General features: G+C 72.6%; 12 protein-coding genes. 7 read left to right on the top strand and 5 right to left on the bottom strand.

Going from position 1 to position 15,075, the window contains the following annotated elements:
* Window positions 1-62 precede the first annotated feature (62 nt).
* Genes ACIPEQ_RS08470 through ACIPEQ_RS08460 form a run of 3 tightly spaced genes read right to left on the bottom strand, consistent with a single transcriptional unit; the run spans window position 63 to window position 3,315 of the window.
* Window positions 63-1,334 (bottom strand): DUF4350 domain-containing protein, encoded by a 1,272-nt coding sequence (locus tag ACIPEQ_RS08470; RefSeq protein ID WP_402714838.1) that lies wholly within the window; start codon window positions 1,332-1,334, stop codon window positions 63-65.
* The gene (locus ACIPEQ_RS08465) at window positions 1,331-1,999 is read right to left on the bottom strand and encodes a DUF4129 domain-containing protein (RefSeq protein ID WP_402714837.1); all 669 of its coding nucleotides are present in this window, start codon (window positions 1,997-1,999) and stop codon (window positions 1,331-1,333) included. The genes ACIPEQ_RS08470 and ACIPEQ_RS08465 overlap by 4 nt, the downstream gene beginning before the upstream one ends.
* Entirely contained in the window at window positions 1,963-3,315 is a 1,353-nt protein-coding gene (locus ACIPEQ_RS08460; protein WP_402714836.1) for a glycerophosphoryl diester phosphodiesterase membrane domain-containing protein, read from the bottom strand. The genes ACIPEQ_RS08465 and ACIPEQ_RS08460 overlap by 37 nt, the downstream gene beginning before the upstream one ends.
* Before the next feature lie 147 nt (window positions 3,316-3,462).
* On the opposite strand from ACIPEQ_RS08460, the gene mtrA reads away from it, so the two are divergent.
* The 6 genes from mtrA (at window position 3,463) to secA (ending at window position 12,285) form a co-directional block, all read left to right on the top strand.
* Window positions 3,463-4,137 carry an MtrAB system response regulator MtrA gene (gene mtrA, locus ACIPEQ_RS08455; protein WP_126892696.1) on the top strand — a complete coding sequence of 225 codons (675 nt, stop codon included), beginning with the start codon at window positions 3,463-3,465 and terminating at the stop codon, window positions 4,135-4,137.
* A gap of 92 nt (window positions 4,138-4,229) precedes the next feature.
* Window positions 4,230-5,918 carry an MtrAB system histidine kinase MtrB gene (gene mtrB, locus ACIPEQ_RS08450; RefSeq protein ID WP_402714835.1) on the top strand — a complete coding sequence of 563 codons (1,689 nt, stop codon included), beginning with the start codon at window positions 4,230-4,232 and terminating at the stop codon, window positions 5,916-5,918.
* Window positions 5,918-7,597 (top strand): GerMN domain-containing protein, encoded by a 1,680-nt coding sequence (locus ACIPEQ_RS08445; protein ID WP_402714834.1) that lies wholly within the window; start codon window positions 5,918-5,920, stop codon window positions 7,595-7,597. Before mtrB ends, ACIPEQ_RS08445 begins: the two co-directional genes overlap by 1 nt.
* A 98-nt stretch (window positions 7,598-7,695) precedes the next feature.
* Window positions 7,696-8,430 carry a ComF family protein gene (locus ACIPEQ_RS08440; protein ID WP_402714833.1) on the top strand — a complete coding sequence of 245 codons (735 nt, stop codon included), beginning with the start codon at window positions 7,696-7,698 and terminating at the stop codon, window positions 8,428-8,430.
* Between the two features lie 205 nt (window positions 8,431-8,635).
* Window positions 8,636-9,352 (top strand): ribosome hibernation-promoting factor, HPF/YfiA family, encoded by a 717-nt coding sequence (gene hpf / locus ACIPEQ_RS08435; RefSeq protein WP_402714832.1) that lies wholly within the window; start codon window positions 8,636-8,638, stop codon window positions 9,350-9,352.
* A 146-nt stretch (window positions 9,353-9,498) separates the two neighbouring features.
* Window positions 9,499-12,285, top strand: a complete 2,787-nt coding sequence (gene secA, locus ACIPEQ_RS08430) for a preprotein translocase subunit SecA (RefSeq protein ID WP_402714831.1) — start codon at window positions 9,499-9,501, stop codon at window positions 12,283-12,285.
* Window positions 12,286-12,369: 84 nt separating this feature from the next.
* Here the strand turns inward: secA and ACIPEQ_RS08425 are convergent, their stop codons facing one another.
* The gene (locus ACIPEQ_RS08425; RefSeq protein WP_402714830.1) at window positions 12,370-12,852 is read right to left on the bottom strand and encodes an Rv3235 family protein; all 483 of its coding nucleotides are present in this window, start codon (window positions 12,850-12,852) and stop codon (window positions 12,370-12,372) included.
* Between the two features lie 109 nt (window positions 12,853-12,961).
* Between ACIPEQ_RS08425 and ACIPEQ_RS08420 the strand changes: the two genes are divergently transcribed.
* The gene (locus ACIPEQ_RS08420; RefSeq protein ID WP_250368440.1) at window positions 12,962-14,467 is read left to right on the top strand and encodes a PAS domain-containing sensor histidine kinase; all 1,506 of its coding nucleotides are present in this window, start codon (window positions 12,962-12,964) and stop codon (window positions 14,465-14,467) included.
* 226 nt (window positions 14,468-14,693) lie between these two features.
* Here the strand turns inward: ACIPEQ_RS08420 and ACIPEQ_RS08415 are convergent, their stop codons facing one another.
* Window positions 14,694-14,942 (bottom strand): WhiB family transcriptional regulator, encoded by a 249-nt coding sequence (locus ACIPEQ_RS08415; RefSeq protein WP_022904217.1) that lies wholly within the window; start codon window positions 14,940-14,942, stop codon window positions 14,694-14,696.
* Window positions 14,943-15,075: the final 133 nt, after the last annotated feature.

Genomic DNA, 15,075 nt, shown 5'->3' with positions numbered 1-15,075 from the left:
GGCGCTCGGGGTCGTGCTCGTCGGGGTCGTGCCCGTCGGTTCCTGGGCGGGTGACGGATCGGTCACGGTCGTGCTCCTCGTCGGTTGCGGTGGGACGTGCGCGGGGTCGCGGAGTGCGGGGTGGTGGGGTGCGCGTCGGGGGCGCCGGTCGCCGTGCGGACGGCACGCTCCAGCTCGTCGAGTGCCGCAGCGCCGTGGACGAGCGCCCGGTCGTCGGCGGTCGGGCCCCCGACCAGGACGGCTCCGACGGCGGCGTCGGGGCGGCCGGTCACGCGGGCCGCGGCACGGACCACCTCGTCGACGTGGGTGTCGCGGGGGAGTCCGAGCCGCTGCCCGATCCGGCGCAGTGCCGCGAGCCGCAGGGTGTCGAGCGCGTGGGTGCGGTCGCGGGTCCTGGCGTACAGGCGCGCGCGCCCCTCGGTCGTCTCGGCCGCACGGACGACGACGGGCATCCGCTCGACGACGAGCGGCCCGAGCCGACGCCCCCGCCAGACACCGGCCGCGACCGCGACCAGGCCGAGCAGCAGCAGGGCGCCGGGCACCCACGGCGGAGCGAGCGAGCCGATCGTCGGCGCGGCGTCGGCCGAGGTCCGGGTCGGCGTGTACCAGACGAGCCGGTCGCCGGACCCGAGCAGCTCGAGCGCGAAGGCGGCGTTGCCCGCGGTCGTGATCGTGTCGTTCCGCAGCGCGCCGGTCGTGCCGACCAGGGTGACGTCCCCGCCGGGTGTGGCGGTCCGGACGATCCCGGCGACGCGGTCGTCCCCGCTGCCGGTCGTGACGCAGAGGTCGGTGCCGCGGCCCACCGGGCCGTCCGTCGGCGGACGGTAGCCCTGGCCGGTCACGGTGAGGCGTCCTGCGGCGGCCACGGCCGGGACGGCACAGCCGGACGTCGGGACGGTGCCGTCCCCGAGGACGGGCCCGGCCGCGACGACGTCGAGGCCCAGGGCGTCGAGCGCGGCCCGGTCGGTGGAGAGCAGGACGACGTGCTCGGCCGAGCGACCGAGGCGACGTGCGACCCCGGCGTCGAGGGCGTTGGCCGAGTCGTCGACGAGGACCGTCGCGCCGCCGAGTGCGGCCCGGTCGAGGCCGTCCACCCGGTCCACGACGTCCACCCTGGTGCCCCGCTGTTCGAGCACACGCACGAGTGCCCGCGCTCCGCTCGCCGTCGTCGACCCGGGGTCGAGCGGCTCACGGGTCCGGCCGGTGGTGGACTGCACCGCGGCCGTGAGTCCCGCGAGCAGCAGACCCACGAGGACGATGACGACCCAGAAGACCACGCGGCCGGTACGTCCGGGGGAGCGGACGACACCGGTCGCGGCCGGGGCGGCGCTCACGTCGGCACCGCCGGCGCGGTCGCGGGACGGGTGGTGCGGACGGACGCCTCGGTGTCGAGGACCGAGCGCGCGGCGGTCTCGTCGGCCTCGGCGCCGAGGTAGCGGACCGCGTCGAACGAGCCCGCCGCCAGGTCGATCCGGTCCGCGTGCTCCGGGAACCACGGCGCCGCACGCCCGGCGACGGCCCGGGCGGTCGCACCGGGGACCTCGCGGACGAGGTCGCGTTCGGCGAGCCCGCGGGCGAGGGCACGGTAGCCGTCCAGCACCGCGGCGGACCAGTCGCCCGTGCGCAGGGCGGACCGTGCGGTGTCGCCGAGCTCACGGGCGGACCGCAGGTCGTCGCCGTCGAAGACGCTCCCGTCGTCCGACCGTGTGGTACGGGCCCGGCGGTGCGGCAGTCCGCGCCCGACGACCACGACGACCACCACTGCCACGAGCACGACGACCGCGATCCAGAGCACGGTCGTCCCGAGCGCCGGGGAGTCCAGCCCGCCGCCCGGGCGGAAGGACCCGAGCCACTCGAGCAGGTGACGGGACGCCCGGTCCCACCACGTCGCGCGCGCACCGTCGTAGTCGGCACGGTCGAGCTCGCGTTCGAGCAGCCGACGCGCGTCGTCCGGGCTGATCGTCACGAGCCGCCCGGCCACTGCTGCTGCCCTGGCCACTGCTGTTGCTGCTGTCCGGGCCACTGCTGCTGCGCGGGCCACTGCTGCGTCGGCCAGGCCGACCCGGGGCCGGGCTGTCCCGGCCACGGGGCACGGGGGACCGCGGGTGCCGGTGCGAACGGGTCCGCCGGCGCTCCGGTCTCCAGGTGCCCCGCGATGCGCTGGTCGAGCGCCTCGGTCCGGATGCGGCGGTCGACGGCCAGGAGGGTCAGGACCGCGGCGCTCAGCACGTCGGTGACGCACTGCACGGCGATCGACGACAGCGCGCCGAGGACGATGGCCACGACGGCCCCGGCGCCGACGCCGGCTGCCGCGCCGGTCTGCCCGAGCGGGTCGAAGGCACCGATCGCCAGCGCCGTGCCGAAGGAGAGCGGGATCGAGGCGATCGACCCCGCGACCCCGAAGGCGACCTGCACCAGCAGGACGATGCCGAAGGTGCGCCAGAACGCCCCGCGGGTGAGCCGCCACGACTGCGCGGCGGCGGAGAACACGCCCCGGCCCTCGAGGGCGATGGTCGGGACGGTGAAGGCGAACCGCGTGCCCAGCCAGGCGATCACGACGAGGGCACCGATCGCGAACAGGAAGAACGCGCCGATGAAGCCGCCGATGCCGGCGCGGCCCGCGGTGAGGCTCACGGCCATCCCGACGGCGATGCCGCCGAAGACCGCCGCGAGGACGAGCCCCGCGGCGAGCTGCAGCAGGATCCACGCGACGACCGACCACCGCCGACCGGCGAGGAGTGCCCAGAGCCCGCCGAAGCTGGCGCGCCGCCCGAGGATCCGCTGTCCGGTGTCCGCCGCGACCGGGGCGACGAGGAACGCCCGGCCCAGGTAGGCCAGGAACGGCAGCCCGACCGAGAGCACGAGGAAGAGCGTCACGGTACCGGCGACGACGTCCCCGGCGCCGCTCCCGCCCGTCTCGACCGCCGACGACAACCGCGTCTGGAGCGACTGCTGGCCGAAGGTGCTCGCCAGGGTCGCGAGGAGTCCGAGCACACCGCTGAGGAGCAGGCTCCAGAGGAGCAGGACACGCGGGTTCCGCCGGAACACCGTGAAGGCCCCGGCGAGCACGTCCCCGAGCCCGAGCGGTCGGAGCGGCACGACCGGCCGCTGCGGTGCGGGAGCGGGACGCCCCTGACCGGACTGCTGCTGCCGCTGCTGCTGACCCGGCCACCCCTGCTGACCCGGCCACCCCTGCTGACCCGGCCACCCCTGCTGACCCGACCGCCCGTCGGCCGAGGGCTGCCCCGCAGGGTGGGACGGGCCTCCCGTCCGGTCGTCGCTCCCACCGGAACCCGGAACCTGCCAGTCGGCCATCGCCGCCCCCTCGATCATGCGCAGCCGCGCAGCGGAACGCGCGACCACCCCATCATGTCGCACGAACCCCGCTCGACGGGTGCTCGGCTATCGTGACCCGTGGGTGCCGGTCCGGTACCTCCCGCCCGTCACCCGGAGTCCACGCACATGACACCGCGCATCCTCGTCGTCGACGACGACCAGGCCCTCGCCGAGATGATCGGCATCGTCCTCCGCTCCGAGGGCTACGAGCCGGCGTTCAGCGCCGACGGCAACGACGCCGTCGAGACGTTCCACAGCACGAAGCCCGACCTCGTGCTGCTCGACGTCATGCTGCCGGGGATCGACGGCATCGAGGTCTGCAAGCGGATCCGCGCCGACAGCGGTACCCCGATCATCATGCTGACCGCGAAGGGCGACACCGCCGACGTCGTCGCCGGCCTCGAGAACGGCGCCGACGACTACGTCGTGAAGCCGTTCAACCCGAAGGAGCTCGTCGCGCGCATCAAGACGCGGCTGCGTCCGACGGCCGGCGACGCCTCGGTGCTGCACGCGGGCGACCTGACCGTCGACGTCGCCGCGCACGAGGTCCGTCGCGGCGAGACGGTGATCGCGCTCACGCCGCTGGAGTTCGACCTGCTCCGGGCGCTCGCCGAGAAGCCGAACCAGGTGTTCACGCGGGAGATGCTCCTCGACCAGGTCTGGGGCTACCACTACAAGGCGGACACCCGGCTCGTGAACGTCCACGTGCAGCGGCTCCGCGCGAAGATCGAGCACGACCCGGACAACCCGAAGATCGTCACGACCGTGCGCGGTGTCGGCTACCGGGCCGGAGGAGCCTGAGCACCGTGCCGTCGGCGTCGTCGGACACCAGCACCACCGGCCCGGGCGTCGGGGCCGGCCAGCCCGGCGATCCGTCCGACGGCCGTCCGTCGGTGCGACCTCCGTCCGGCCAGCGGTGGCCCGGGCGCCGCCCGTCCGGACGCGCCGCCCGGCTCCGGCGTCGGCTCCGCCGCTGGATCCGCCGCGGCTGGTACGCCGTCGCGTGGCTGTGGCGCCGCTCGCTCATGGTGCGCAGCGTCGCGATCACCGTCGCGACCACCGGCCTCGCGGTCGCGGTGATCGGCACCGCGGTCATGATCAGCATCTCGAACAACGTCTACGCGCAGCGCCGGGACCAGATCGAGTCCGAGTCGGCCCGAGCGACGATCGTCGCGCAGGGCATCTTCGACGCCGCCACCGCGGCCGAGGACAACAACCAGACCGAGCTCGAGACCCTGCAGAGCGAGGCGCAGCAGGCGATCCTGTCGAACACGACGAGCCCGGGCGGCACGAGCATCGCCATCGAGCGGACGCCGGGGCAGTCGACGCCGCAGACGCTGCAGAACCTGGCGAGCCAGGACTTCCCGGACGCCGTCATCACCGACGCGCTGCGACGCGAGGTCGCGAAGGACACCGGTCGGTTGAGCCTGCAGCCCGTGCAGCTCGACGACGGCGGCCGGCGCGAACCGGGCCTGGCGGTCGGGTCCGTCCTGCAGGTCCCCAGCGCCGGGCAGTACGAGCTCTACATCGTCTACGACCTGTCCGACGCGCAGCAGACCCTCGACTTCGTGTCGCAGACGCTCTCCGTCGGCGGCGTCGCGCTCATCGTCCTCATCGCACTCGTCACCTCGCTCGTGGTGCGCCTCGTCGTCGTGCCCATCCGCGGCGCTGCGGAGACCAGCCGCAAGATCGCCGCCGGACGACTCGACGAACGCATCCCGGTCCGCGGTCACGACGACATCGCGATCCTGGCGCGCAGCTTCAACGACATGGCGGACGCGGTCAGCCGGCAGATCACCCAGCTGGCCGAGCTCTCCCGCGTGCAGCAGCGCTTCGTGTCCGACGTCTCGCACGAGCTCCGCACGCCGCTGACCACCATCCGTCTCGCCGGCGACATGCTCTACGACTCCCGACACGCCTTCGAACCGTCGGTGGGTCGCTCCGCCGAGCTCCTGCACGCGCAGGTCGAGCGCTTCGAGCTGCTGCTCGCCGACCTGCTCGAGATCTCGCGCTACGACGCCCAAGCCGTGCAGCTCGACACCGAGCCGGTCGTACCCGCGGCGCTCGCCGCCGACATCGTCGAGGAGTTCCAGCCGCTCGCCGACCGCGCCGGCGTCGACCTGCAGCTCGTCACCCCCGGCGGCCACACCACGATGCAGCTCGACGCGAAGCGCATCCGCCGGATCCTGCGCAACCTCGTCGGCAACGCGATCGAGCACGGTGACGCGAAGCCGGTCCAGGTCGTCGTCGACAGCGACTCCCGCTCCGTCGCCATCGCCGTGCGCGACCAGGGCGTCGGCATGCCCCCGGAGGACGCCGCCCGGGTCTTCGACCGGTTCTGGCGGGCCGACCCGAGCCGCAAGCGCACCATCGGCGGCACGGGGCTCGGGCTCGCGATCTCGCTCGGCGACGCCAACCTGCACGGCGGTCGGATCGACGTCTGGTCGCGCCCGGGCGAGGGCTCGACGTTCGTGCTGACGCTGCCGCGCGGCGAGGCGCTCGGCACGGTGACGTCGGCGATCCCGCTGCCCGAGCTCGACGAGACCTACGACGGACCACGCGCCGTCCGGGAGGACCGCTGATGCGTGCACGACTCCGGACCCTGGTGGCGACGACGCTCGCGGCCCTGACGGTCGTCGCCCTGACGGCGTGCGCGGCGATCCCGACCGGCGGCGGCGTGCGCACCGGGCAGTCGGTGAAGGACGAGGCGATCTCCGGCTTCGAACTCCGCCCGGACCGACCGGTCGCCGGCGCGGACCAGACCGCGATCCTGCGCGGCTTCGTCGCAGCCGGCACCGGTGCGCAGGACGACTACGGCACCGCACGCGAGTTCCTCGCGAAGGGCTTCGCCGAGAAGTGGAACCCCCGCCGCGGCGTCACCGTCCTGCAGGGGAGCGGCGCGATCGAGCGCGTCGCCGACCGCGAGCTCACCTACACGCTGACCGCCAGCGCGACCGTCGACGCCGACGGCGAGTACACCCAGGCGGTCCGGCCGACGACGTCGACCCTGACCTTCCAGTTCGTCCGTGAGGACGGCGAGTGGCGCATCGCCTACGCCCCCGACGGCATCATCCTCACCCCGGTCAGCTTCGAGTCGCAGTTCCAGCAGCACGCGCTCTACTTCTTCGACCCGACGTACCGGTACCTGGTGCCGGACGAGCGGTGGTTCCTCGCCCGGTCGTCCACGAGCACGCGCATCGCGAGCGCGCTGCTCGCCGGACCGTCCGACTGGCTCAAGGGCGCGGTGGTCTCGGCCTTCCCCGAGGGCACGCAGCTCTCGCTCAACGCGGTGACGATCGAGAACGGCTCCGCCCTCGTCGACCTGTCGAGCGACGCCCTGCGTGCGAGCAACGACGACCGGGTGCGGATGCGCGAGCAGCTCACCCGGTCCCTCGCGTCGGTCGCCTCGGTGTCGTCGGTCTCGATCACGAACGAGGGGGCGCCGTTCGCCGTGCCGGAGCAGCAGGGCACGCAGGCGCGGCTCAACCCCGACGTCGACCCTCGCCCGCTCGTCGACCACGACGACGAGGTCGGGTACGCGACGACCAACGGTCGGGTCGCCGGACTCGGCGGCGACACGAGCACGACCATCGCCGCCCTCGACCCCCGGTCGTTCTCGCTCTCGGGCTCCGGCACGGTCGCCGCGGTCGGCAACGCCAGCGGTGTGGTCGTCGTGCGCGGCCGGGACGCGTTGCGCATCGACGCGACCGAGGGACTCGTCCCGCCCACCCTCGACGACCTCGGGTTCGTCTGGGTCGGCCAGGGCGGCGACACCGGCAGGGTGACCGCCTACGGACTCGGCGGGGACCCGCACCCGATCGCCACGACGCTGCCGCTGGGCAACCTCGTGTCCTTCCAGGTGTCCCGCGACTCCACCCGGGCCCTCGCGCTCATCGAGACGTCGGACGGGCCGGCCCTCTACGTGATGGCGATCGTCCGGAGCGGTGACCGCACGCCCACCGGGCTCGGGTCGCCCGTCCGCGTGCAGGCAGCCACCGGCGACGCCGTCGGTGCGGCGTGGGTGAACGACAGCGACGTGGTGTCGGTCGGCCAGACGGACACCGGACCCGAGGTCGTCCGGTCGACGGTCGGCGGCCAGTCGACGACGCTGCCGAAGCCGGACGGGACGGCCGTGTCCGTCACCGGCGGCAGCGGCGGCTCGGTGCTGCTCCGGATGTCGGACGGGACGGTCCTGCAGTCCACGGGTGGTCGCTGGGACACCACGGGCGTCACCGCGGACGTGCTCGGCACGCAGCGCTGACCGCAGCCGTCCCTGCACAGGCGGCACGGCCTGGAGGCGCGTCCACGGTCCGCCTCGTCGGCCCACCCGGTCCGACGACCCGTCCCCACGATGGACGCATGTCCTCGACGAACCCCCGACCCCGGCGCCACGGGGCCCCGGCCGACGCCTGGGCGGACGCCGTCCTCGCCCTGCTCGGACTCGTGCTCCCGGTGACGTGTCCCGGGTGCGGCGCTCCGGACCGCGCGGTGTGCCCGCCCTGCCGTGACGCCCTCGACGCGGAACCGCTGCGCCGACGCCTCGTCGCCGGCGTCCGGCTCGACGCGGCCTTCGCCTACCGCGACACGGTCCGGGCGCTCGTCCTCGAACTGAAGCTGCGTGGTCGGACCGACCTCGTGCCGGTGCTCGCGCCCCGCTTCGGCGCGCTCGTCGACCGCGCGCTGGCCGACGTCCCGGGCGCGCTGCTCGTCCGGGTGCCCCCGTCGCGGACCGGCGCCCGGCGTCGTGGGTTCGACCCGGTCGTCCTGCTGCTGCGCCGGGCACACGCGGCACGACAGCGCTCCTGCCGTGCGCCGCGGGGTGCGCTCCGACGGGACCGCCGGCCGGGACGGCGGACGGGAGGCCCGTACTCGTCCGGCACCCCGGCCGCCCACGGGCAGAAGGGACGGACCGCACTCGAACGGGTCGAGGCCACGGTGGGGACCCTCCGCGCCGCGCGCGTGGCGGGCCGCGATGTGGTGGTGGTCGACGACGTCGTGACGACGGGCGTCACCATGGCCGAGGCGGTGCGCGCGGTCCGGGCGGGCGGGGGACGGGTGGTGCGGTGCGTGGCGCTCGCCGAGGTCGAGGAGTGACCGCCCGCCGCGGCCCGCGGCCTGCCGCCGGGTCGCCGTGTGGACGCCGGGTGTCCGGACGGTGACGGCTGAGCATCCGGTGGGTGTCCGGCGGGATCCGCCGGTCGGCCGTGACGCCACCTCGTCGCGGGGTCTAGCCTCGCGGCAAGGCGTTCGGGATCGCCGGATGGAGGCGACGCGCCGAAGTACGGATGGGAGCCGCCACATGGACGTGACGATCACGGGCCGGAACGTCGGGGTCACCGATCGATTCCGCACCTACGTGGAACAGAAGTCCGAGAAGATCGACGTGCTCGCCGACCGCGCCCTCGCCTTCGAGGTGCGCCTCAGCCGCCACAACGAGAAGTCCGGGGGCTCCGGGGGTGAGGACCGCGTCGAGCTCACCCTGATCGGTCCCGGGCCGCTGGTGCGGGCCGAGTCCGCCGCGTCGGACAAGTACGCGGCGTTCGACCTCGCGTTCGCCCGCATCACCGAGCGCCTGCGCCGAGCGCGCGACCGCCGCAAGGTGCACCGGGGACGCCACCGCCCGACGTCGGTGGCCGAGGCCGCCGGGACCGGGTTCGAGCACATGGGCGTGACACCGGCCGACGGACGGCTCATCGAGACCGTCGCGACCGGCGCCGTCCCCGTGGTGGAGGAGTCGCACGACGACGACGCCGAGGTCTACTCGCCGGTGGTGATCCGCCACAAGGTGTTCGCCGAGGCCCCGATGACCGTCGACGACGCGCTCTACCGCATGGAGCTCGTCGGGCACGACTTCTACCTGTTCGTCGACGCCGAGACCCGACGCCCGAGCGTCGTGTACCGCCGCAAGGGTTGGGACTACGGCGTGATCGGCATCGACCAGGACGGCGCGACCGGCACCGACGCCGGAGCCGCGACCGCCGACGACGAGCGGAGCCGCTCGGTCGCCGTCGCGTGACCGACCCCTCGGTGTGACACGGGCGTGCGTGGTCTGCGGACCGCGCACGCCCGTCCGTCTCCCAGCGCACGGCTCTGCCGGGTTGCTAGCATGACTGGCTGTTCGGATCGCGCAGGTCGCGCGCGACGACCCCGTAAGGAGCTCACGTGGCAAACGTGCTGGAGAAGGTCCTCCGCATCGGCGAAGGACGCACCCTCCGACGGCTGAAGGCGTACGCCTCGGCCATCAACGACCTCGAGGACGACTTCGCGAGCCTCACCGACGAGGAGCTCCAGGACGAGACGAAGGAACTCCGCGAGCGGTACGCCAACGGGGAGTCCCTCGACGACCTCCTGCCCGAGGCGTTCGCCGCGGTCCGCGAAGCGGCCAAGCGCACCCTCGGCATGCGGCACTTCGACGTGCAGCTCATGGGTGGCGCGGCCCTGCACCTGGGCAACATCGCGGAGATGAAGACCGGTGAGGGCAAGACCCTCGTCGCGACCACCGCCGCGTACCTGAACGCGATCCCGTCGCGCGGCGTGCACGTCATCACCGTCAACGACTTCCTCGCGTCGTACCAGTCCGAGATCATGGGCCGCGTCTTCCGTGCGCTCGGCATGACCACGGGCTGCATCATCGCGAACCAGTCGCCGGCCGAGCGCCGCGAGCAGTACGCGGCGGACATCACCTACGGCACGAACAACGAGTTCGGCTTCGACTACCTGCGCGACAACATGGCGTGGCAGGCGTCGGACATGGTGCAGCGCGGCCACTACTTCGCGATCGTGGACGAGGTCGACTCGATCCTCATCGACGAGGCCCGCACGCCGCTCATCATCTCCGGTCCGTCCTCCGGCGAGGCGAACCGCTGGTTCACCGAGTTCGCGTCGATCGCCACCCGCCTGATCCCGGGCGAGGACTACGAGGTCGACGAGAAGAAGCGCACCGTCGGTGTCCTCGAGCCCGGCATCGAGAAGGTCGAGGACTACCTCGGCATCGACAACCTGTACGAGTCGGCGAACACCCCGCTGATCTCCTTCCTGAACAACTCGATCAAGGCCGTCGCCCTGTTCAAGAAGGACAAGGACTACGTCGTGATGAACGGCGAGGTGCTCATCGTCGACGAGCACACCGGCCGCATCCTGATGGGGCGTCGCTACAACGAGGGCATCCACCAGGCGATCGAGGCGAAGGAGGGCGTCGAGGTCAAGGCCGAGAACCAGACCCTTGCGACCGTCACCCTGCAGAACTACTTCCGCCTCTACCAGAAGCTCTCCGGCATGACCGGTACCGCCGAGACCGAGGCGGCCGAGTTCATGTCGACGTACAAGCTCGGCGTCGTCCCGATCCCGACGAACAAGCCGATGCAGCGCATCGACCAGACCGACCTCGTCTACAAGAACGAGAAGGCGAAGTTCGAACAGGTCGCCGTCGACATCGCCGAGCGCCACGAGAAGGGCCAGCCCGTCCTCGTCGGCACCACGAGCGTCGAGAAGTCGGAGTACCTGTCGAAGCTCCTCGCGAAGAAGGGCGTCAAGCACGAGGTCCTCAACGCGAAGAACCACGCACGCGAGGCCGCGATCGTCGCCCAGGCCGGTCGACTCGGTGCGGTGACGGTCGCCACGAACATGGCCGGCCGCGGTACCGACATCATGCTCGGCGGCAACTCCGAGTTCCTCGCCGTGCAGGAGATGCACGACAAGGGCCTGTCCCCGACGGAGACGCCGGAGGAGTACGAGGCCGCGTGGGACGACGTCTTCGCCGCGGTCAAGAAGACCGTCGAGGAAGAGGGCGACAAGGTCCGCGAGGCCGGTGGCCTCTACGTGCTCGGCACGGAGCGGCACGAGTCCCGCCGCATCGACAACCAGCTGCGCGGCCGTTCCGGCCGCCAGGGTGACCCCGGTGAGAGCCGCTTCTACCTGTCGCTGACCGACGACCTGATGCGCCTGTTCAACTCCGGTGCCGCCGAGAGCCTGATGGGCCGCTCGAACGTGCCGGACGACATGGCGATCGAGAACAAGCTCGTCAGCCGCGCGATCCGGTCCGCCCAGGCGCAGGTCGAGGGCCGCAACGCCGAGATCCGCAAGAACGTCCTGAAGTACGACGACGTCCTCAACCGGCAGCGCGAGGCGATCTACAGCGACCGCCGCCACATCCTCGAGGGCGACGACATCAACGACCGCGCCCAGTCGTTCCTCAAGGCCGTGATCGACGACGTGATCGACACGCACACCGGCGAGGGCTCCCCGGACGACTGGGACCTCGACGCCATGTGGACGGAGCTCGGTACCCTGTACCCGATCTCGATCTCCATCGACGAGGTCATCACCGAGGCCGGCTCGAAGGGCAAGGCGACGCGCGAGTTCCTGGCGCGCGAGATCCTGTCCGACGCCAAGCTCGCCTACCAGCAGCGCGAAGAGGTCCTCGGCGACGAGGCCATGCGCGAGCTCGAGCGCCGCGTCGTCCTCTCGGTGATCGACCGTCGCTGGCGGGACCACCTGTACGAGATGGACTACCTCAAGGACGGCATCGGTCTCCGTGCGATGGCGCAGCGCGACCCGCTGGTCGAGTACCAGCGCGAGGGCTACGCGCTCTTCCAGAGCATGATGGGCCAGATCCGCGAGGAGTCGGTCGGCTACCTGTTCAACCTCGAGGTCCAGGTGCAGTCGGACGGCGACAACGCGGTCATCGAGGCGAAGGGGCTCGGGGAGTCCGAGGCGACCGGTCTCGAGTACTCGGCACCGTCGATCGACGGCGAGGTCGAGGTGCGCGACGAGCGCGGCCGCCTCGAGCAGGCCGCGACCGCACGGGCGCAGCGCGCGCAGGCCGAGGCCGAGGCCGAGGCCGCTGGTCCGGAGCAGGGCTCCGCGTTCGGCAACGCGGCGACCGCGTCCGGCCAGGCCGCTGCAGCGGGGAACCGGGCCGAGCGTCGTCAGGCCGCCAAGAAGGGCTGACCCACCCGCACGACGGGAGGCGCGGTGCCGGCTGGCACCGCGCCTCCCGTCTGTCTGCCCCGCCTGCCGTCGCCCGCTGGCCGGTCAGAGCACGCCGATCGCGGTCGCGCGCCAGCGCCCCTGCCGGAGCTCCAGCCGCAGCGCGACCGCGCGGGCGTGGCTGCGGGTGTGCACCACCACCGCCGCCTCGGCGACGCCGGGCGCCGGTTCGCACACCCGGACACTGCCGACCTGCAGGAGCGGACGGGCCCGGGAGCGTCGTCCGACCGACCGCGCGCGAGCCGCCACCGCAGCGCGTTGCAGGAGGTGCCGCTGCACGTCCTCGGTGATCCACCGTGCGGTGCTGTCGACCTCGCGCCCGCCGGTCAGGACCTCGACCACACACAGCCCGAGCGCACGTGCGGTGTCGGCGACGTCCGGTGTCGGCGGCGCGGCGGGGTCGTCCGTGACCGCTCCCACCAGCGCGGGTTCGTCGGTCGGTGCGACGCCCGTCACGGGGACGAGCGTCCTCGTGACCGGTCCCTCCTGCTCGTCGTCCGTGATCGGACGTGCTTCTCCTGCCGCCATGTCCCCTCCGAACCCGAGCGTACGGACGAATGGAACATCTGAAATGTTCATGACTCGCGGTTGTGGAGGAGCGTGGTTCTCCACAGATCGGCGCACCTAGACTGGCCGGGTGTCGACCCTCAGTGACCTCGTCCTCGCGCAAGGCCGATCCTCGGAAGCGGACGTGGAGTGGCTCCACCTGCTCGTGGGGGACTGGCAGCTGCTCGCCGACCTCTCCTTCGCGGACATGGTCCTCTGGGTGCCGACGGCCGAGGACGGCTCGTTCGTCGCCGTCGCCCACGCACGGCCCAGCTCGGCGGCGACCCTGTTCTACCGCGACATCGTCGGGCAGGAGATGCGCGAGGAGTGGCGCGACCAGGTGACCCAGTGCTTCGCGAGCGCCACCGTCGTCGACTCGGCCGAGCCGGACTGGTACGAGGACACCCCGACCCGCGTCCGTGCGATCCCGGTGCTCCGTCGACTGAACACGAACAGCACGGAGACGACCGACCGACCGATCGCCGTCGTCACCCGGCACTCGAACCAGGACGAGATGCGGACGCCGAGCCGCCAGGAGCTCAACTTCACCGCGAGTGCGAACGACCTGTTCGGCATGATCGCCACCGGGGACTTCCCGGACCTCGGGGCGCCGGCCGGCCCGCGGCGTGGGGCACCCCGTGCGAGCGACGGGCTGCTGCGCCTCGACACCAACGGCATCGTGACCTTCGCCAGCCCGAACGGCCTCAGCGCGTTCAACCGGATGGGCTTCGAGGGGGAGCTCGAGCGGAAGTCCCTCGCCGAGGTCACCACCGAGCTCATCGGCTCCAAGCTCGACGTCGACGAGTCACTCCCGCTCGTCGTGACCGGTCGTGCGCCGTGGCGCGCGGACGTCGAGTCGAAGGGCGTGACCGTGTCGCTCCGGTCGATCCCGCTGCGCGACCACGGTGAGCGCATCGGCGCGATCGTGCTCTGCCGCGACGTGACCGAGCTGCGCCACCAGGAGCGCGAGCTCATCACCAAGGACGCGACGATCCGCGAGATCCACCACCGCGTGAAGAACAACCTGCAGACGGTCGCGTCGCTGCTCCGGATCCAGGCGCGACGGACCCACTCCGACGAGGCCCGCACCTCGCTGCAGAACGCCATGCGCCGTGTCGCCGCGATCGCCGTCGTGCACGACACCCTGTCGACCGGTCTCAGCCAGAACGTCGACTTCGACGAGGTGTTCGACTCGGTGCTCAAGCTCGTCACCGAGGTCGCCGCGTCGCACAACACGACCGTCCGCCCGAAGAAGACCGGCGAGTTCGGCGTGCTGCCCTCGGAGGCTGCGACGCCCCTCGCCCTCGGGCTCACCGAGCTCGTCACGAACGCCGTCGAGCACGGTCTCGACGGCCGTGACGGCGAGGTCGAGATCGTCGCGAACCGTGCTGACGACCACCTCGACATCGAGGTCCGCGACAACGGCGTCGGCCTGCCGGAGGGCAAGGTCGGATCGGGTCTCGGCACCCAGATCGTCCGGACGCTGATCCAGGGCGAGCTCGGCGGGACGATCGACTGGCACACCCTCACCGGCAGCGGGACCGAGGTCACGATCACGATCCCGTTCCGCTGGCTGACCGCCGCCGGCGCCGCCTAGCCCGACCCGGCGCGGGCAGCAGCCGAGGCGTTCGTGTGGTGTCCGGTGCCCGTGCACAACGGGAAGCACCTCGCGCCACGGAGATCCGTGGCGCGAGGTGCTTCCCGTTGTGCGGCGGCCCGCCGGCGACCGCGGGCGACGACGGGCTCTCGCGCCCGCCGCGCACACAACGACGCCCGTCGCTCCGCAGGGGAGCGACGGGCGTCGTGGTGTCAGGTGCGCTGGGTCAGGAGGCGCGGCGGGCGCGGGCGGCGCGACGCTTCAGCGCACGGCGCTCGTCCTCGCTGAGACCGCCCCAGACGCCCGAGTCCTGGTTGTTCTCGAGGGCGTACTGCAGGCACATCTCGGTGACGGTGCAGCGCGCGCACACCGACTTCGCCTTCTCGATCTGGTCGACGGCCGGTCCGGTGTTCCCAACGGGGAAGAAGAGCTCGGGGTCCGCGGTGAGGCAGGCTGCCTGGTCACGCCAGTCCATGTGTGGTGCTCCTTGATGTCGATGCTCGAACGGCAGGCCGGGGCCGCGGCTCGGGGATCGGAACGCTGGCATGCACAGGGCACGAGGGGAACCTGTGGGGGAGGCTTCCGCTGGGAGCGAGTCTGACGCCCGC

Origin of the sequence: Curtobacterium sp. NPDC087080, from assembly GCF_044745105.1 — a bacterium.
Lineage (GTDB): Bacteria > Actinomycetota > Actinomycetes > Actinomycetales > Microbacteriaceae > Curtobacterium.
This window is presented reverse-complemented; position numbering and strand designations above follow the sequence as displayed.